Raw genomic sequence first — 17,916 nt, 5'->3', positions numbered from 1 at the left:
CACACCCTCGCCACCACCCTCGCCACCATCCCCCACACCCACCCCCTCACCGCCGTCATCCACACCGCCGGCATCGCGGGAGAGCCGAAGCCGCTGGCCGAGCTGGAGCTGGACGAGGTCGTCCCGGTGCTCGCGGCGAAGGCCGTCGGGGCCTGGAACCTGCACGAGCAGCTCAAGGACGTACCGCTCGCGCAGTTCGTGATGTTCTCCTCGGTCTCCGGTGTGTGGGGGAGTGCGGGGCAGGCCGGGTACGCGGCGGCCAACGCCTATCTGGACGCGCTGGCGGAGCACCGCAGGTCGCTCGGCCTGCCGGCGACGTCGATCGCCTGGGGTGCCTGGGCCGGTGGCGGTATGGCCGACGACGAGGAGTACGTGGCCTGGCTGAACCGCAGCGGGATGCGGACAATGGCCCCGGGCCGGGCGCTGGCCGCGTTGCAGTCGGTGGTTGACCGGGACGAGACGTGCGTGACGGTGTCCGACATGGACTGGAACCGGTTCACCGACGCCTTCAACGCCGCCCGGCACCGGCCGCTGCTCGACCGGCTCGAACTGCCGTCCGCCGCCGACGGGACCGGTCAGGAGACGAAGTCCGCGGCGGCGGCCCCGCTGGCGGCCCGGATCGCCGCTGCGGCGCCGGCGCAGCGGGCCGCGGTCATGCTGGAGGCTCTCGGGGCCGAGGTCGCCTCGGTGTTGGGGCACACGGGGGTCGTGGAGCTGGAGGAGGAGCTGTCCTTCCTGAAGATCGGCTTCGACTCGCTGATGGGTGTGGAGTTGAAGACGCGGCTGGCCGCGGCCACCGGCCTCGACCTGTCCGCGACGCTGATCTACGACTTCCCGACCCCGGCCGAGCTCGTAGCCCATCTGGTGGAGCGGCTGGTCGGCGATGGCGCAGGCGATCCGTCCGACGGGCTGTTGACGCCACTGCGGGAGTTGGAGAGGGCCCTGGAGACCGCGCCGGACGACGACGCCCTGCGCGAGGAGATCACCGGGCGGCTGGAGACCTTGGTATGGCGCTGGCAGGAGTTGACGAGGACCGGCACCGCGATGGACGCCGGAGCCGACGAGGAACTGGACGCGGTGACGGACGACGAGATCTTCGAACTGCTCGACCGCGAGTTCGGCGACAGCTGATTCGACACTGAGAGGGGATTCCGCGATGGCGGAGTTGCTCGTGGCCGGAGGGGGCATCGGCGGACTCGCCGTCGCGCTGGCCGCCGCACGCCGAGGGCACCGGGTGACGGTGCTCGAAAAACGGGACGAATTCACGGAGTTGGGGGCCGGCATCCAGCTGGCGCCCAACGCCTTCCACGCGCTGGACCGGCTGGGCGTCGGCGACCAGGTGCGGGACAGGGCGGTGTTCATCGACGCGCTGCGTCTGATGGACGGCACGACCGACGAAGAGATCAACGCCATGCCGCTGGGCGCGTCCTACCGGGAGCGCTTCGGCAACCCGTATGCCGTGGTGCACCGTACGGACCTGTACGCGCCGCTGCTGGACGCCTGCCGCGACACGCCGCACATCGAGCTGTGCACGGGAGTCGCCGTGGTCGGCTACGAGCAGGACGACGAGCGTGTCGCGGCCGTGCTGGCGGGCGGTGAACGCGTCGGCGGTGACGCCCTGATCGGGGCGGACGGCATCCGTTCGGCGGTCCGCGCCCAGATGATCAGGGACGGTGAGCCGCTGGTGTCGGGGCACACCATCTACCGTTCGGTCGTTCCGATGGACCGGGTACCGGAGCGACTGCGGTCCAACTCGGTGACGTTGTGGGCCGGGCCGGGCTGGCACTTCGTGCACTACCCGATCAGCGGGGGCCGCGAGTTCAACCTCGCGGTCACCCGGGACGACGGGGCGCGCGAGGCCGTGACGGGCCGGCCGACGCCGACCGGCCATGTGCTGTCCCAGTTCCCCGGGATGGGGTCGCTGCCGGCTCGGCTGTTGCGCCTCGGCGAGCAGTGGAAGTGCTGGGTGCTGTGCGACCGTGACCCGGTGTACGGCTGGACGGACGGCCGGGTCGTGCTGGCGGGCGACGCCGCCCATCCCATGCTCCAGTACGCGGCTCAGGGCGCCTGCATGGCCCTGGAGGACGCGGTGCACCTGGGCTCGGTGCTTGGCTGCGCGACGCAGGAGCTGCCGCAGCGGTTCCTCGACTACAACTGCGCCCGTGCCGCTCGTACCGCGCGCGCTCAGCAGGTGGCGCGGGCGATGGGCCGCGAGGTCTACCATCCGGCGGGCGTCGCCGCCAAGGACCGCAACGCGGAGATCGGTGCGCTGTCGGAGGCCGAACTCTTCGAGAAGGTCGCCTGGTTGCACGACGCGGTCCCCTGAGCCGTGGCGCCACATGTACGGCCGGCCTCCCCACTCCGAGGAGTGGGGAGGCCGGCCGCTGGTGGGTCAGCGCAGCCGGGCGTCGCTCGCCTGCCGGGAGCCGGCCGGGCCGGGCAGGGAGGGGCCGGTGCCGGGCTCGGTGTGTGCCTCCTCGGCGTCGCCCTCGATGTCGATGCGCGGCAGCAGACGGTCGAGGGGGCCGGGCAGCCACCAGGCGCGGCGTCCGAGCAGTGCCATGACCGCGGGCACGATGGTCATGCGGACGACGAGGGCGTCGAAGAAGACGGCCGCGGCCAGCGAGAGTCCGAACGCCTGGAGCATCGTCGACTCCGACAGCACGAAACCGCTGAAGACGCTGATCATGATCAGTACGGCGGCGGTGACCACCCGGGCACTGTGGGCGAAGCCGTTCACGACCGCCTCGCGGGACCGACCGTCGCGGACGTAGGACTCCCGCATCCGGCTGACCAGGAACACCTCGTAGTCCATAGCGAGGCCGAAGACCAGGCCGATGATGATGACGGGCAGCAGGTTGACGATCAGTCCGGGCGCGGACACACCCAGGACGTCCACGGCCCAGCCCCACTGGAAGACTGCCACCATCATGCCGAAGGTGGCGGCGAGGCTGAGCAGGAAGCCCAGAGCCGCCTTCAGCGGCACCAGGATCGAACGGAACATCACCATGAGCAGTAAGAAGGCGAGTCCGACGACGACCGCCAGATACGGCAGCAGGGTGTCGGAGATGCGCTGGGAGATGTCGATGTTGAGTGCGGTCGTGCCGGTGACGGCGATCGCGGCGCCGGTGTCTTGGCGCACGTCCACCGCGCGGTCGCGGATGTCGCCGACCAGGTCCTCGGTGGCGGCGCTGGCCGGGGAGCTCTCCGGGGTCAGCAGCAGCAACACGGTGTCGCCGGCGTCGTTGGACATCGGTGGGGAGACGGACTCGACGTCGGGCAGGGAGGAGATGCCCTCGCTCACCTGCTTCGCGGCGGCCTGGGCGTCGCCGCCGCCCTTGGAATCGACCACGATCGTCAACGGGCCGTTGTGGCCGGGGCCGAAGCCCTCGGTCACGAGATCGTAGGCCTTGCGTTGCGTGGTGTCGGTGGGCTCGGTGCCGTCGTCCGGCAGGCCGAGACGGAGATCTGCGGCGGGCAGGGCGAGCACGACGAGCGCCGCGGAAGCCGCCACCAGGAACAGCACCGGTTTGCGGGCGACCAGCCGTACCCAGCGCAGTCCCATGGCGGGCTTGCCGGGCTGGTGGCTCTCGCCGCTGTCCTCGCCCTTGTCGAGCGAGGTGCGGGCGGACTCGGGGGCCGTTGTGGCAGCCTGCCGCTCGGCGTGCCGTCGGCGCCCGAGCACGCGCGTGCCGACGAAGCCGAGCAGGGCGGGCAGCAGGGTCAAGGCGACCAGCACCGCCACGGCCACGGTGAGCGCGGCGGCGATACCGATCTGCGTCAGAATCGGGATGCCCACCACCGACAGACCGACCAGGGCGATGATCACGGTCACGCCGGCGAAGATGACCGCCGAGCCCGCGGTGGAGACGGCGCGGCCGATGGACTCCTCCGCCGGGCGCCCGGCAAGCAGCTCCTCGCGGTAGCGGAAGCTGATGAACAGGGCGTAGTCGATGGACACCGCCAGGCCCAGCATCAGGGCGAGTGCGGGTGTGTCGGAATTGAGCTCGATGAACGAGCTGCTCGCCTGGACGCCGCACAGGCTGATGCCGACACCGATGATGGCCGTGAGCAGCGGCAGTCCGGCGGCGATGAGCGAACCGAAGGTGACCACCAGGACGATGGCGGCGACGACCACGCCGATGAGCTCGCTGCCGCCCTCCTCCGGCGCGCCCTTGGGCGCGTCACCGCCGAACTCGACGGTGAGGCCCGCCTTCTCGGCCGGCTCGGCGGAGTCGAACAGCGCTTCCCGGTCGGCGTCGGTCAGCTCGCTGCGTGGCTCCCGGTAGTCGACCTGGACGAGCGCCATCCGCTGGTCCTTGGAGACCGACTGCGCTTCGAAGGGGTCGGCGACGCTCGCGACCTTGGGCGCGTCGCCGAGCCGGGCCACCACCTTCTCGACGGCCTCGCGTCGCTCGGGGTCGGTGACCTGCTGGCCCTTGGGCGCCACGATCACCACGCGCGCGAGGGCACCGTCCGCCGCGGCCTGCGGGAAGCGCTCCGAGAGCAGGTCGATGGCCCGCTGCGACTCGGTGTCCGGGATGGAGAAGGACTCGACGGTGGGCTTGGACAAGGTGGCCGCGCCGAAGCCGAGGGCGACGAGGACGATCACCCAGATGAGGGTGACGAGCCGGCGTCGTCGGAACGACTCCCGCCCGGTCCGATACAGAAAGGCCTTCACAGGATTCAACCTTCTTTTGCAAGTGTACCGTCAGTTAAGGGTGCACTGTACTCTTACGTTGGGCAAACTGAAAGAGTCCGCGGTTCGATCGCGTGTACGGTCGATCGCCGGAAACGAGGAATGAAGGGAACTCCCAGATGGGCGTTGTGAAACCGTCCCGGTCGCGGACACCGGTGGAGGGTGGACAGTCCCTCGGCCTGCGGGAGCGCAAGAAGGCCAAGACCCGCGCGGCGATCCAGCAGGAGGCACTGCGGCTGTTCCGCGAGCAGGGCTACGAGGCGACGACGATGGAGCAGATCGCCGAAGCGGCCGAGGTCTCGCAGAGCACGGTCTTCCGCTACTTCCCCACCAAGGAAGAGCTGGTCGTCACCGACGAGCAGGATGCCTTCTTCATCAACGCCTGGCGCGCCCAGTCGCCCGACCTGCCGGTGCTGCGCGCGCTGCGCCAGGCCATCCGGGAGACCATCGAGGGCTTGTCGCCGGAGGAGTTCGGAGCGCAGCGCGACCGCGACGTGCTGATGGTGACCGTGCCGGAACTGTGGGCCGCCAGTCTGGGCAACGTCACCCAGACCATGCGGATGATCACCTCGCTGGTCGCCGAGCGTACCGGGCGCCCGGAGGACGACACCAAGGTCCGGGCCATCAGCGGCGCGATCTTCGGGGTCATCCTCAACACGATGCTGCGGTGGGCCCACAACCCGGAGCACGATGTCGCCGAGGATCTGGACGGAATGCTCGCCATTTTGGAAAATGCCCGGTTCGACAGCGTCGCCCCGCAGTGACGGCCACGCTCGGTTGTCTGTGAAAGCGGCGTGATCCAGACCCGGCTGACTCACCGATCAGCGCCGGGTGACATCTGAAGAGGGGGAGGGAACGCGATGCACGGGCACCATCGCGCAGCGGGCCATGTCACCGTGCGGGTCCTGGACACGCAGGGCCGCCCGGTGCCCCGGGCACAGCTGACGCTCGTCGACCGCGGAGGCCGGCTGCTCGGACAGGGGGAGGCGCGAGCGGACGGCTCGTGCGAACTGGCGGTGCCCGGCGCCGCGCCGTACGTCCTGTTGGGCGGTGCCACCGGGCATCTTCCCGGTACGACACACCTCAAGGTGACGGGCGGCCCCGAGCCCGACGAGACCGTTCTGCTGCTGCGCGAGGTACTGACGGCGCGCGGCACGGTCGTCGAGGAGACCCTCTACATGCCGGTTCCGGACGCCCTCGCGGTGTTCATGGACGACACCGGAAAGGTGGCAGGCTCCGGCGTGGCCGCGGACGACGGCTCCTTCGAGGTCGCCGGACTGCGCCCCGGCCGCTACACGCTCCTGGTGCTTCACCAGGAATTCGAGCACTGGCTGCGCCCGGTGTGCATCGGCGGCAACGAACTGGTCCTGGCCGACGCCGTCCTGACGCGCCGTCTGCTCTCCTGTCAGGGCGTGGTCCTGGACGCGGACGGCCGGCCCGTCGCGGACACGCCCGTCACGCTGACGGACGGCTCGGGGCTCGCACTGCGCGAACGGACCGATGTCGACGGGAGGTTCGTGTTCCCGGCCGTCCCGCAGGGGTTGTACGCGCTGGGGGTGGCGGGCTGGGCCGGGATGCGGCGTGTGCTCGTGACCGAGGACATGGGCGAGGTGGAGGTGACCCTCCACGACCCCACAAACACAAGTTAGGGGTCTGCTAGGGGGGATGCCGGACGGGAGCGGCCGTTAACTTTCCTTCAGCAGAGCCGGGTCCCCGGACGCCGCGGCGCCCTTCGCCGAGGCCTCCCCGCTCGGGGACGTGGCGGAAGAGGAAGAGGAGGTCGTTTTCGGCCATGGCAAGCTCACTCGACGAGCAGTACAGCCCGTGGATCCGGGTCTTCCACCCGTCTGCGCAGACACGGGTGAGACTCGTGTGTCTGCCCCACGCGGGCGGATCGGCGAGTTGGTTCCATCCGATGTCCGCCGCGCTCACGCCGGACGTCGAGGTGCTGGCCGTGCAGTACCCGGGACGCCAGGAGCGGCGCCTGGAGCCGTCGTTCGCGGACATCGCGGAGGCGGCCGACCGGATCACCGACGCGCTGACCCCCTGGCGCGACGGTCCCCTCGCCCTCTTCGGGCACAGCATGGGCGCCACCATCGCCTACGAGGTCGCGCTGCGCCTGGAGGCCACGGGCACGCGGCCGGCCGTGCTCTTCGCCTCCGGCCGCCGGGCACCGTCCCGGGTGCGCAATGAGCACATCCACGAACTGCCCGACAGTGGCCTGCTCGCCGAGCTGAGGGCGATGAGCGGTACGGACATGTCGCTGCTGGACGACCCCGACATGCGCGCGCTCCTGCTGCCCACCCTGCGCAGCGACTACCGCGCGGCCGAGACCTACCGCCACCGCGAGGGCGACCGGGTGGACTGTCCCGTGTTCGCGCTGACCGGCGACCGCGATCCACGCGCCGACGTGGAGGACGTGGCTACCTGGCGCGAACACACCAAGGGCGCCTTCGAGATGCGGGTCTTCCCAGGAGGCCACTTCTATCTCACCGAGTCCGGCGAGGTCGTCGACCTGGTCCGCGATCACCTCCTCGCGGTCTCCGTCTGACCGGCCGCGCCCCTTCTGCGTCGGCTGCCCGCCAATCCCCCGGACGGGCAGCCGGCTTCTCGGCATGCCCCGCCCGCCGTCCCCGGCGTGCGGGTCTTTCGCTTGCCCTGAGCCGGCCCGTTGCCGCCACCGGCGGCTCATGACCCGCTCCGCCCACCCGGCGCAGAAGCCACTGGCGCGGCCCTCTTGAGACATGTAACCTTCAAAAAAAACGGGACATTCTTTTGATGGGGGGGTGCCATGTCGTCGCCCGTGAGCTATGGGTGGTCCGCCGGCCGCAGCCGCTGGGAGGGCCCCGCCTGTCTCCCGACCGCGTCCGCCTGACGGGCGGACCCTATTTTCGATGCCGCCGCTTCGGTGGTGCGTAAATTCTTCAGCATGCCACCACGCTGACATGGATATAGCGAAGAACGGGTCATTACGGGGGCTTGTCATGCGCTTTTCGCACAACGACCGGGAATTGACGCAACTCAACAGGATGCTGGGCTCGTGCCTGAGCCGAAAGGGCGGTGTTGTCCTGGTCGATGGCACGGTCGCCAGCGGAAAGACGGAGTTACTCAGGAGTTTTTCGGACAATGTCGTCGACGGTGGTGCGCTCGTTCTGTCGGCACTCGCCGTGCAAACGGAGAATGAAATTCCGTTTGGTGTGGTCGATCAGTTGGCACACAATGCCTCGGGTCAGTTGCCCGAAATCGCCGAGTTGCAGGAGATCATCGAATCGGCGGCCTGCCTGACCACCGCTGACGCCACCGACCCCGAGCGGGTCAGCCCCGAGCACGGCCGGGTGCTCGCCCAGCTCCACGCCGCCATGATGCGGCTCGCGGCCCAGCGGCCGCTGGTGATCACCGTTGATGATCTGCACCACGCCGACCGGATCTCCCTCCAGTTCCTGTGCTACCTGGCCCGCCGCATCCTCAACAAGCGGGTCCTGCTGGTGCTCGGTCTCCAGCCCGGCGCCCTGCCCGCCTTCCCGCTCTTCCAGATGGAGATGTCGTCCCAGACGAACTGCCGACGGGTCGTACTCGAACCCCTCTCCGTCCGTCAGGTCGGCGACATCCTGCGCGAGTCCACGGGCGGCCAGGTCGACTCGGCCCGGCTGGCCCCGCTGTACCGCTCGCTCAGTGGCGGAAACCCCCTCCTCGTCAACGCACTCGTCGCCGACCGCCTGGAGGGTCGCGACGGCACCGGCGAGGACGGCGGACTGCCCAACTACCGCCGCGCCGTGCTCACCTGCATGCAGCGCATGGACCGAATATCCTCCGAGGTGGCCCAGGGGTTCTCCGTACTGGAGGCGACCGGATCCCGCCACCTCATCGAGCGGCTGCTGCACCTTGACAGGGCCCTGATCCGCCGCTCCGAGCACATCCTGTTCCGCAGCGGACTGCTCACCGCGCGGGGATTCCGCCACCGCGAGGCACGTGCGGCCGTGCTGGAGAGCCTCACCCCCGAGCGCCGCGCCGAACTCCATACCGACGCCGCCCGGCTGCTCTTCCAGGAGGGAGCCGGTGCGGCCGACGTGGGTACGCAACTGCTCGCCGCCGACAGCGCGAAGGACCCCTGGGCGGTCCCGCTGCTGATGGACGCCGCGGAACAGCAGTTACAGGCCGACCGCCTCGACCAGGCCACCGCATACGTCCGGCTCGCCCAACGCGAGGCTGTCACCGAGCAGCAGCACGCCGACGTCACCCTGATGCTGGCCCGCACCGAGTGGCGTCTCAACCCGGCGGTGGTCGCCCGGCATCTCGGCCTGGGCCCCGCGGCCACCTGCGAACCGCCGCTCCAGGCGGGCCAGGCGGTCCAGATGATCCGCGGGCTGCTCCAACAGGGCCTGCTGGAACAGGCCAAGGAAGCCCTGCGCTGGGCCGGCGAGTCCGGATTCGACACGCAGCACGCCGACGGTGAGGAATGGAACGCCTTCAAGACCTGGCTCGCCTGCACCTACCCGCCGCTCGCCCTCGAACTGCCCGGGGTACCCGAACAGGCCGGACCCCACGGCCGTACACGCCACCCCCGTACGGGCGGCGAACTGGCCGGCTCGGCCCGCCTCCTCGGCTCCGTGCTCCGCGGCGACCTGACGGACTCGGGCCTGGAACTCGCCGAGGACCGGCTGCGGATGCTGCGGCTGGGGGCGGGCACGGTCGAGGCGTTGGGCAACACCCTGCGGGCACTGGTCTACGCCGACCAGTACGGCCCTGCGCACGACTGGGGCGAGCTGCTGCTCAAGGAGGCCAACGACCGCAACGACCCCGGATGGGTCGCGTTCTTCGCCTCCGTCATGGCCGAGGTGGCGTTCGGCCGGGGCGAGCCCGAAGCGGCGGCCGACTATGCCCGCACCGCCCTGACCTGCGGGGCGCACCAGACCCTCACCACACTGACCGGCATCCCGCGAGCCGTGCTGATGCTCGCCCTGATCGAGATCGGCGACCTGGAAGGCGCACAACGGCTGCTCTCCCTGGTGAACCCCGAAACAGCGGCCCACAGTCTGGAGAGCCTCTATCTCCTGCACGCCCGCGGCCATTACCACCTGGCGAGCCACCAACCCCACCTGGCCCTGCGGGACTTCGCGACCTGCGGTCAGCGCATGACGGCCTGGAAGCTGGACTCGCCCTCCTTCATCCCCTGGCGCACCGACCGGGCGCAGGCCCTGATCGCCCTCCACCGCGACGCGGAGGCGCGCGACTCGGCCGCGGAACAGCTCGACCTGCTCGTCCCCTCCCAGCGCCGCACGCGCGCGATCACCCTGCGGGTGCTGGCGCAGACCATGGAACCCGCACACTGCTCGCCGCTCCTCGAAGAGGCGCTCGACCTCATGACCGAGGCCTGCGACCACAGCGAACGCGCCCGCATCCTGCGCCTGCTCGACCGCACCCGCCGTTCGCCGGCCGACGCGGCACACCCCCTTGGCGACGCCGAGACCCCGCCCGGCGAGGACGTCCGCGGCATCGCCGACCTGAGCGCGGCCGAGCAGCGGGTGGCTCTCCTCGTCGGCAAGGGCTACACCAACAGCGAGGCGGCAGGCGAGCTGTTCATCACCGTCAGCACCGTCGAGCAGCACCTGACCCGTATCTACCGGAAGCTCGGCATCAAACAGCGCAGCGATCTACGCGAATGGCTGGTCGACTGCCACGCCTGAGCATCGGCCCAACTGCCGTGCGCTGTGCGGTACGTGTCGATCGTGGAGGGCGGCGCTCGCACTCAGTCGCCCACCCGCAGCACCAACTTGCCCGTCGACGTGCGCCCGCCCATCAGCCGGTGCGCCCCGGCCGCGTCCGACAGCGGGAACTCCGCGGTGATCGGCAGGCTCACGGTGCCGTCGGTGACCGTACGGAAGGCGCGTTCGGCGAGCGCGCGCAGCGCGTCCGGTGCCGACTGGGCGAGGGCCAGGATGGAGAAGCCCGCGACGGAGCGGCCCTGTGAGTAGAGCTCGGGCTGCCCGGCCTGCCAGGGCTTCGCCCCGCTCGCGTTGCCGAAGGACACCAGGCGCCCGTAGACCGCCAGCGTGTCCAGGCCGCGGCGCAGGGTGTCGCCGCCGACCGGGTCCAGGACGAGGTCCACGCCCCGGCCGCCGGTGGCGCGGCGGACGTCCTCGGGGAAGGTGTCGGCCGAGAACACCTCGTCGTAGCCGTGCTTGAGGGCGTACTCGGCCTTGCTCGCCGAGGAGGCGACGCCATAGACCGCTCCGGCACCGGCAGCGCGGGCGAGCTGTCCGGCCACGGTTCCTATGCCGCCCGCCGCACCGTGCACCAGCACGGTCTCCCCGGCGCGCAGCCGGCCGACCTCGTGCAGGAGGGCATGGACCGTCGGCACGACCGTGGGAAGCGTGGCCGCCGTGCGCAGGTCCAGGCCCTCGGGGAGCGGGAAGACGGTCGCGGCGTCGGCGACGACCACCTCCGCGTAGGCGCCGGCGCCGACGAGGGCGGCGACCTCCTGCCCGGGGCGCAGGTCCTCGACGCCCGCGCCGACGGCCCTGATCCGCCCGGAGAGCTCGAGGCCCGGCCGGAAGGGCAGCGCGTCCACCCGGTACCCCTCGGCCCGTGCCTTGACGTCCGCGAAGTTCACGCCGACACAGGCGGTGTCGATGGTCACCTGGCCCGGCCCCGGCGCCGGGACCCCGGCCTCCACGACCTTCAGCACCTCGGGATCGCCGTACTCCTGGAACTCGACTGCGCGCATGACGGACCGGCCCTTCTGTGTCGACATACCCATGTGTTCAATCAGAAGCGAACACTCGGACTGTAAGATACTCATCGAACACTCGGCAAGCGGCTCGGGGAGCGAGGCATGGCGAACCAGACGGCGGGCGGCGGTCATCGCGCCGCACCGGTGCATACCCATCCCGAGGACGTCTCCGTCCAGACCGCGCTGTCCGCGGTCGCCGACCCGGTGCGCATGCAGCTCATCCGTGAGCTCGCGGGCTCCGCCGACTGGTCGCGCAGTTGCGGCAGCTTCGACGTGCCGGTCGGCAAGGCCGCACTCAGCCACCACTTCTCGGTGCTGCGCGGCGCCGGGCTCGTCGAGCAGCGGGACGAGGGCCCGAAGCGGGTGAACCGGCTGCGCCGCGAGGAGTTCGAGGCGCGCTTTCCCGGACTGCTCGACCTCGTCCTGCGGGACTGAACTTGCGGTATCACCAGGACGCGGTACGCCTGCTCCAGGCGCCGGCGCAGGTCACGCCCGCGTAGGAACATCAGCGCCTCCAACAGGGCCGGCCAGTCCACGAACCGCTCGACGGAGCGGCTCGATGTGCCGCACGCCCGACTGGTGGAGGATCTTCCCGATGGCCGGTACCGGTCCGGTCCGCCGGGCCGCCCGCGCTTGACGTACCGAGGACGACACAGGAAGGCGAACGGCATGACCGACAAGCTCACCGTCGCGGTGCTGGGCACCGGGATCATGGGGGCCGCGATGGCCCGTAACCTCGCCCGCGCCGGACACGCCGTCCGTGCCTGGAACCGCACCCGCGCCAAGGCCGAACCGCTGACCGACGACGGCGCGCTCGTCGTCGGCAGCCCCGCCGAGGCCGTGCGGGACGCCGACGTCGTGCTGACCGTCCTGCACGACGGCCCCGCCGCCCTGGACGTGATGCGGCAGGCCGCCCCCGCCCTGCGCCCCGGCACCGCCTGGGTCCAGTCGACGACCGCCGGCATCGACGCCCTGCCCGCACTGGCGGACTTCGCGCGCGAGCGGCAACTCGCCTTCTACGACGCCCCCGTGCTCGGCACCCGCCAGCCCGCCGAGGCCGGTCAGCTCACGGTGCTGGCCGCCGGGCCCGCCGACGGCCGGGAGAAGGTCAGGCCGGTCTTCGACGCCGTCGGCGCCCGCACGGTGTGGACCGGCGAGGACGGCGCGGCGGGCACCGCCACCCGGCTGAAGCTGGTCGCCAACAGCTGGGTCATCGCCGCCACCGCCGCGGCCGGCGAGACGCTCGCCCTCTCTCGCGTCCTCGGCGTCGACCCGCAGCACTTCTTCGACCTCATCGACGGCGGACCGCTCGACATGGGGTATCTGCGGGCCAAGTCCGGGCTGATCCTCGAAGACCGGCTCTCCCCGGCCCAGTTCGCGGTGTCCACCGCGGCCAAGGACGCCCGGCTCATTGTCGAGGCGGGCGAGCGGGGCGGGATCCGCCTGGACGTCGCCGCCGCGGGCGCCGCCCGCCTGGAGCGGGCCGCCGCCCAGGGCCACGGCGATGAGGACATGGCCGCCGCCTACTTCGCCAGCTTCGACGAACAGCCCTGAGGAGGAACCGAGCCCGAGCGGGCCGGTGCGGTCATCAGGCGTCCACCCGAGGCGCCCGTGAGGTCAGGATGCTGAGCGCGTTCGCGGCCACGATCGCCCCGATGCTCGCCCACTCCGCCCAGCCGAGACCCTGCCCGAGCCCGACCAGGCCGACGAGCGCGGCGAGCACCGGGTTGACATGAACAGTCCGAAGGCCCGTGCCGGAACCCGGCGCCCGCTCGGTCCGGCTCGCCGACCTCGGCGGGCGCACGCTCCTCGTCGACCGGCGCACGGGCACGACCACGGCAGAGCTGTGGCCCCCGGACGCCCGTCCGGCGACGGAGGAGACCCACGACGTCGACGACTGGCTGACGGTCATCGCCACCGGCCGCTGCGTCGGCATGACCGCCGAGGCGACCGCCAACCAGTACCCACGCCCCGGAGTGGTCTACCGCCCGGTACGCGACGCCGAGCCCATCGCCGTACGCCTGGGCTGGTGGCGGGACGACCCGCATCCGGCGACGCAGGCGGCGATCGAACTGCTGACGAGCCTGTACCGCAACGACTGAGCGCACTGGTCCGGCGCCCCCAAGCAGGCCGGGCCAGGGTTCGGACAACAACGAGTGGGTCTCGGCCGGCACGCCCCGGCTCGCGGAATCAGTTGATGCACACCACGAGCAGGCAGAGTCCCGACGGCGAGGTCGCCGAGGGTGAGGGGGGCGCCGACGGGGTCGCCGTGCCTTCGGGGGCCGGGGGCGTGGGCGTGGGCGTGGCCGTCGGCTCGGGGGCCGCTGCGGTGATGGCGGGGAGGGGCTGGGACTGGGCGGCCGATGCCGCCGTGGGCGCCGCGGACGTGGGGGTGCGCGGCTGGGCGGTGGTAGGCGTCACGGCGACGCCCTGCTCACGCGGGGCGTTGGTGGCCGACGGCTGTGCCGAGGGCGTGTGGGGCCGCGAGCGGCGCGTGCCGGGCGGTGTCGACGCCGCCGGAGCGGGTTCGGTTGCCTGCTCCTCGGTGGCGCCCATGGGCGTGTTGTCGGGTGCCGTGGCCGCCTGCGCCCGGTCCCCGGACTGCCGGTCCAGCGTGGCGACGGTCAGCCCGCCGCCGACCAGCGCCACCGCGGTGGCCACCACGGCCCTGCGCTGGTTCTTCCTCCAGCGGGCCCGCTGGCGCCGCCGTGCCGCGCGGCCCTCGGGCAGGACCGGCACGGCTGCCGTTTCCTCGTACGCTTCCTCGGCCGACGGAGCCTCGTCGTGCCACGGGTCAGGGACGGGGGCTGCCGCGGGAGCCATCGCCATGGGGGGAGCGATGTCCTGGGCGTAGGCGCCGCACCCGGGGCACACCAGGGCACCGTTGAGGTGCCGACGGCACGTGGAGCAGTAGTCCATCCGTGGTCTTCCTGACTTGGCGTTCGCACGTGGGATCGATCGGCCAGAACCGTAGCGAGCCTTTCGACGGGCCGTGTGCAGCCTGTGTGTCGCTCCTGCACAGAAGTTGTCACCGGGCGGGACGACTCACTCGATCGAGGGGATGCGCACATGAAGGGCGGAAAGGACCCATCCGCTTCTCGCGGATCCTGATTGCGCGGTGCGCGGTCCGAAGCCGCTTCTCCGCGTCTGTCCGAGGCCCTTTCCGTCATCTACAGGACACCACACGAAGGGCGGAGCCACCAGGGCCGGTCGCCCCGGCCTCGGCCCACTCACCCCCTGCGGTCGCCCGGTCACCCGTGCGACGGTGGAGTGGAGGACCGCCCCGCAGCCGACCGCCGTCGTACCCGAGCCGGAGTGACCATGGACACCCTCGCCCCTTCGCTGACCGACGTCCGAGCCGTCGTCTTCGACACGGACGGCGTGATCACCGACTCCGCCCGGGTGCACGCGGCGGCCTGGAAGGAGGCCTTCGACGCCTTCCTGCGGGCGCATCCGTCCACGGATCCCGGGCAGCGGCGGCCCTTCGACGTCGGGGACGACTATCTGCGGTACGTCGACGGCAAGTCCCGGCTCGACGGCGCCGCCGCCTTCCTCGCCTCCCGGGGCATCGAGGCGTCGGAGGGGACCGTGCGGGACGTCGCCGCCGACAAGGAGGAACTGTTCACCCGGCGGCTGCGCGAGCAGGGCGTGGAGGCCTATCCCGGCACCGTGCGCCTCGTGCGCGCCCTGCGCCGGGCGCAGGTGCCCGTGGCGGCGGCGTCCGCCTCCCGGCACGCCGGCGAGCTGCTCACCCGGGCCGGTGTGCGCGACCTGTTCGACGTCCTCGTGGACGGCGGCGAGGCGGCCCGGCTCGGCCTGCCGGGCAAGCCGAAGCCCGATCTGTTCCTCACCGCGGCCGACCGGCTCGGCGTCCCCGCCGACCGTGCCGCCGTCGTGGAGGACGCGCTGGCCGGCGTGGAGGCGGGCAGGCGTGGCGGCTTCGCCCTGGTGGTGGGCGTGGACCGGGCCGCCGCGGGGGACTCGGCGGAGAGGCTGCGCCGGCACGGCGCCGACATCGTCGTACGGGATCTCGCGGAACTGCTGGGTGAGGAGTCGAAGTGACGGCAGCGACGGGATGGACCTGGGAGTACCAGGGGTACGAACCCACGGACGAACGGCTGCGTGAGTCCCTGTGCACCCTGGGCAACGGCTACTTCGCCACCCGGGGCGCGCTGCCGGAGTGCTCGGCCGACGACATCCACTACCCGGGGACCTACGTCGCGGGCTGCCACAACCGGCTCACCTCCGACGTGGCGGGGCGTCAGGTCGAGAACGAGGACATGGTCAACCTCCCGAACTGGCTGCCGCTGCGATTCCGCCTGCGCGGCGGGCCATGGCTCACCCCGGACACCACCACGCTGCTGGAGCACCGTATGGAACTGCTCCTGGCCTCCGGGATGTTGCAACGGCACACCCGCTACGACCTCGGCAAAGGACGCATCCTGACGGTACGTCAGCAGCGAATCGTGCACATGGCCGATCCCCATCTGGGCGCGCTGCGCGCCGAGTTCACCGCCGAGGGCTTCTCCGGCGAACTGGAGGTGGAGGCCTCCCTCGATGGCGGTGTCACCAACGCCGGTGTGCCGCGCTACCGCGACCTGGACGGCCACCACCTCATCCACGTGCACGCGGGCACCGCCACCCCGGACACCGTCTGGCTGCGCTGCCGTACCCGCACCTCCGACATCCGTATCGGCATGGCCGCCCGTCTCACCTCCGACGCGCTGGTCACCGTCCGCAACAGGAGCCGGCGCACCACCCAGCACACCGTCCTGGCGCTCACCGACGGCGGCACCTGCACCGTCGACAAGATCGTCGCCCTGCACACCTCGCGCGACCCGGCCATCAGCGATCCGCTGCACGCCGCCCTCGACCGGGTCGGCCGCGCGCCCGGCTTCGACGACCTGCTCACCTCGCACTTCACGGCCTGGGACCAGCTCTGGCGCCGAGCCGCCCTCGAAGTCGCCGGGGAACCGGGCCACATCCTGCGCCTGCACCTGTTCCATGTGCTGCAGACGCTCTCCCCGCACACCGCCGACCTCGACGTCGGCGTGCCCGCCCGGGGCCTGCACGGTGAGGCCTACCGCGGCCATGTCTTCTGGGACGAGCTGTTCGTGCTGCCCTTCCTCAACCTGCACTTCCCCGAGGTCGCCCGGGCCCTGCTGCGCTACCGCCACCGCCGCCTGGAGCAGGCCTGCACCTCGGCCCGGGCCGCCGGGCGACGCGGCGCCATGTACCCGTGGCAGAGCGGCAGCGACGGCCGCGAGGAGACCCAGCAGCTCCATCTGAACCCCCGGTCGGGGCGCTGGCTGCCGGACTACTCCCGGCTCCAGTTCCACGTCGGTTCGGCCATCGCGTACAACGTGTGGCAGTACTGCGAGGCCAGCGGCGACACGGAGTTCCTGCACACCAAGGGTGCCGAGATGCTGCTCCAGATCGCCCGCTTCTGGGCGGACGCCGCCGGCTACGACGACGACATCGGCCGGTACCGCATCAAGGGCGTGGTCGGTCCCGACGAGTACCACGACGCCTATCCGGGCGCGAGCTCCCCCGGCCTCGACGACAATGCCTACACCAACGTCACCGCCGCCTGGGTGCTCACCCGCGCAGTGCAACTGATCGAGGCCCTGCCGGAACCCAGGCGCCGCGAACTCGCCGAACGCACCGGCCTCGACGCCGGCGAACTGGAGCAGTGGGAGGAAGTCTCCCGCACACTCCACGTGCCCTTCCACGCCGGTGTCATCAGCCAGTTCGACGGCTACGGCGAACTCGCCGAGCTCCCCTGGAAGGACTACCGGGAGCGCTACGGCGACATCCGCCGCCTGGACCGCATCCTGGAGGCGGAGGGCGACACCGTCAACCGCTACCAGGCCTCCAAACAGGCCGACGTCCTGATGCTCGGCTATCTCTTCTCACCGGCCGAACTGCGGGGCCTGTTCCGCCGGTTGGGGCTGACGCTCGACGACGACATCTGGCACCGTACCGTCGACTACTACCTGCACCGAACCAGCCACGGCTCCACGCTCAGCGGCCTGGTCCACGGCTGGGTGCTGGCCCGCGCCCGGCGGGCGGAGGCGTGGAAGTTCTGCCAGGAGGCCCTCCAGGGCGACATCGCGGACGTCCAGGGCGGCACCACCGGCGAGGGCATCCACCTCGGCGCCATGGCCGGCACCCTCGATCTGGTGCAGCGCGGACTGACCGGCCTGGAGACCCGCGACGGAGCGCTGTGGCTCGACCCGGTACCCCTTCCGGAACTCTCCGCGTACGGCTTCGCCCTGCGCTACCAGGGAAACTGGGGTGTACGCCTGCACCTCGAGCACGGCGAGTTGGACATCTCCGTCCCGTCCTCCGACGCGTCCCCGATCGAGGTACGCCTGCCGGACCGCACGGTCGTCATCGAGCCGGGGGAGTCGGCACGGCTGGGGCTGCCGGACTGATCCCGGCGCGGGCGGTTCATCCGCGCGGGACGATGGCGACGGGCACGGCA

At 71.4% G+C, this 17,916-nt stretch carries 13 protein-coding genes and 2 pseudogenes; 11 read left to right on the top strand and 4 right to left on the bottom strand.

The window, feature by feature from the left end; genetic code table 11:
• Both RMT89_RS26050 and RMT89_RS26045 read left to right on the top strand, forming a co-directional pair.
• A partial coding sequence (locus tag RMT89_RS26050) for a KR domain-containing protein (RefSeq protein WP_315886209.1) occupies positions 1 to 1,131 on the top strand: 1,131 nt, incomplete at its 5' end.
• Positions 1,132 to 1,156: 25 nt separating this feature from the next.
• Positions 1,157 to 2,326 (top strand): 3-hydroxybenzoate 6-monooxygenase, encoded by a 1,170-nt coding sequence (locus RMT89_RS26045; protein ID WP_315886208.1) that lies wholly within the window; start codon positions 1,157 to 1,159, stop codon positions 2,324 to 2,326.
• A 66-nt stretch (positions 2,327 to 2,392) separates the two neighbouring features.
• Here the strand turns inward: RMT89_RS26045 and RMT89_RS26040 are convergent, their stop codons facing one another.
• Positions 2,393 to 4,681 carry an MMPL family transporter gene (locus tag RMT89_RS26040; RefSeq protein ID WP_315886207.1) on the bottom strand — a complete coding sequence of 763 codons (2,289 nt, stop codon included), beginning with the start codon at positions 4,679 to 4,681 and terminating at the stop codon, positions 2,393 to 2,395.
• Positions 4,682 to 4,818: 137 nt separating this feature from the next.
• On the opposite strand from RMT89_RS26040, the gene RMT89_RS26035 reads away from it, so the two are divergent.
• The 4 genes from RMT89_RS26035 (at position 4,819) to RMT89_RS26020 (ending at position 10,383) form a co-directional block, all read left to right on the top strand.
• Positions 4,819 to 5,463 carry a TetR family transcriptional regulator gene (locus RMT89_RS26035; RefSeq protein WP_315886206.1) on the top strand — a complete coding sequence of 215 codons (645 nt, stop codon included), beginning with the start codon at positions 4,819 to 4,821 and terminating at the stop codon, positions 5,461 to 5,463.
• A gap of 96 nt (positions 5,464 to 5,559) precedes the next feature.
• On the top strand, positions 5,560 to 6,348 hold the full coding sequence (locus tag RMT89_RS26030; protein ID WP_315886205.1) for a carboxypeptidase regulatory-like domain-containing protein: 789 nt from the start codon (positions 5,560 to 5,562) through the stop codon (positions 6,346 to 6,348).
• 143 nt (positions 6,349 to 6,491) lie between these two features.
• Entirely contained in the window at positions 6,492 to 7,250 is a 759-nt protein-coding gene (locus RMT89_RS26025; RefSeq protein WP_315886204.1) for an alpha/beta fold hydrolase, read from the top strand.
• Positions 7,251 to 7,509: 259 nt separating this feature from the next.
• On the top strand, positions 7,510 to 10,383 hold the full coding sequence (locus RMT89_RS26020) for an AAA family ATPase (RefSeq protein ID WP_315886203.1): 2,874 nt from the start codon (positions 7,510 to 7,512) through the stop codon (positions 10,381 to 10,383).
• Between the two features lie 62 nt (positions 10,384 to 10,445).
• Here RMT89_RS26020 and RMT89_RS26015 read toward each other — a convergent pair whose 3' ends face one another.
• Positions 10,446 to 11,423 carry a zinc-binding dehydrogenase gene (locus RMT89_RS26015; RefSeq protein ID WP_315886202.1) on the bottom strand — a complete coding sequence of 326 codons (978 nt, stop codon included), beginning with the start codon at positions 11,421 to 11,423 and terminating at the stop codon, positions 10,446 to 10,448.
• Positions 11,424 to 11,531: 108 nt separating this feature from the next.
• Here RMT89_RS26015 and RMT89_RS26010 point away from each other — a divergent pair, with 108 nt between their 5' ends.
• Together RMT89_RS26010 and RMT89_RS26005 are read left to right on the top strand one after the other, a co-directional pair.
• The gene (locus tag RMT89_RS26010; protein WP_315886201.1) at positions 11,532 to 11,864 is read left to right on the top strand and encodes a helix-turn-helix transcriptional regulator; all 333 of its coding nucleotides are present in this window, start codon (positions 11,532 to 11,534) and stop codon (positions 11,862 to 11,864) included.
• Between the two features lie 234 nt (positions 11,865 to 12,098).
• Positions 12,099 to 12,983, top strand: coding sequence for an NAD(P)-dependent oxidoreductase (locus tag RMT89_RS26005; RefSeq protein WP_315886200.1), 885 nt, complete (start codon positions 12,099 to 12,101; stop codon positions 12,981 to 12,983).
• Positions 12,984 to 13,017: 34 nt separating this feature from the next.
• On the opposite strand, the pseudogene RMT89_RS26000 reads toward RMT89_RS26005, so the two are convergent.
• Positions 13,018 to 13,196: pseudogene (locus RMT89_RS26000) on the bottom strand (EamA family transporter); the annotation flags it as partial.
• 2 nt (positions 13,197 to 13,198) lie between these two features.
• Here RMT89_RS26000 and RMT89_RS25995 point away from each other — a divergent pair.
• Positions 13,199 to 13,531, top strand: a pseudogene (locus tag RMT89_RS25995) (LysR family transcriptional regulator); the annotation flags it as partial.
• Positions 13,532 to 13,619: 88 nt separating this feature from the next.
• Here the strand turns inward: RMT89_RS25995 and RMT89_RS25990 are convergent.
• Positions 13,620 to 14,348 (bottom strand): hypothetical protein, encoded by a 729-nt coding sequence (locus tag RMT89_RS25990; RefSeq protein ID WP_315886199.1) that lies wholly within the window; start codon positions 14,346 to 14,348, stop codon positions 13,620 to 13,622.
• A gap of 402 nt (positions 14,349 to 14,750) precedes the next feature.
• Here RMT89_RS25990 and RMT89_RS25985 point away from each other — a divergent pair, with 402 nt between their 5' ends.
• Together RMT89_RS25985 and RMT89_RS25980 are read left to right on the top strand one after the other, a co-directional pair.
• Complete coding sequence (locus tag RMT89_RS25985; RefSeq protein WP_315886213.1) at positions 14,751 to 15,491, top strand: beta-phosphoglucomutase family hydrolase; 741 nt, start codon at positions 14,751 to 14,753, stop codon at positions 15,489 to 15,491.
• Positions 15,488 to 17,866 (top strand): glycoside hydrolase family 65 protein, encoded by a 2,379-nt coding sequence (locus RMT89_RS25980; protein WP_399498484.1) that lies wholly within the window; start codon positions 15,488 to 15,490, stop codon positions 17,864 to 17,866. The genes RMT89_RS25985 and RMT89_RS25980 overlap by 4 nt, the downstream gene beginning before the upstream one ends.
• Positions 17,867 to 17,916: the final 50 nt, after the last annotated feature.

Source organism: Streptomyces sp. P17, assembly GCF_032436805.1.
Lineage (GTDB): Bacteria > Actinomycetota > Actinomycetes > Streptomycetales > Streptomycetaceae > Streptomyces.
Note: the sequence above shows the minus strand (reverse complement) of the source record. Positions and strands in the feature narration are given on the sequence as shown.

Excerpts from the sequence above, each read along its gene's own strand:
- RMT89_RS26010 (WP_315886201.1), top strand. The coding sequence starts at position 11,532 with ATGGCGAACCAGACGGCGGGCGGCGGTCATCGCGCCGCACCGGTGCAT.
- RMT89_RS25985 (WP_315886213.1), top strand. The coding sequence starts at position 14,751 with ATGGACACCCTCGCCCCTTCGCTGACCGACGTCCGAGCCGTCGTCTTC.
- RMT89_RS25990 (WP_315886199.1), bottom strand. The coding sequence starts at position 14,348 with ATGGACTACTGCTCCACGTGCCGTCGGCACCTCAACGGTGCCCTGGTG.
- RMT89_RS26020 (WP_315886203.1), top strand. The coding sequence starts at position 7,510 with ATGGGTGGTCCGCCGGCCGCAGCCGCTGGGAGGGCCCCGCCTGTCTCC.
- RMT89_RS26035 (WP_315886206.1), top strand. The coding sequence starts at position 4,819 with ATGGGCGTTGTGAAACCGTCCCGGTCGCGGACACCGGTGGAGGGTGGA.
- RMT89_RS26015 (WP_315886202.1), bottom strand. The coding sequence starts at position 11,423 with ATGCGCGCAGTCGAGTTCCAGGAGTACGGCGATCCCGAGGTGCTGAAG.
- RMT89_RS26025 (WP_315886204.1), top strand. The coding sequence starts at position 6,492 with ATGGCAAGCTCACTCGACGAGCAGTACAGCCCGTGGATCCGGGTCTTC.
- RMT89_RS26005 (WP_315886200.1), top strand. The coding sequence starts at position 12,099 with ATGACCGACAAGCTCACCGTCGCGGTGCTGGGCACCGGGATCATGGGG.
- RMT89_RS26045 (WP_315886208.1), top strand. The coding sequence starts at position 1,157 with ATGGCGGAGTTGCTCGTGGCCGGAGGGGGCATCGGCGGACTCGCCGTC.
- RMT89_RS26030 (WP_315886205.1), top strand. The coding sequence starts at position 5,560 with ATGCACGGGCACCATCGCGCAGCGGGCCATGTCACCGTGCGGGTCCTG.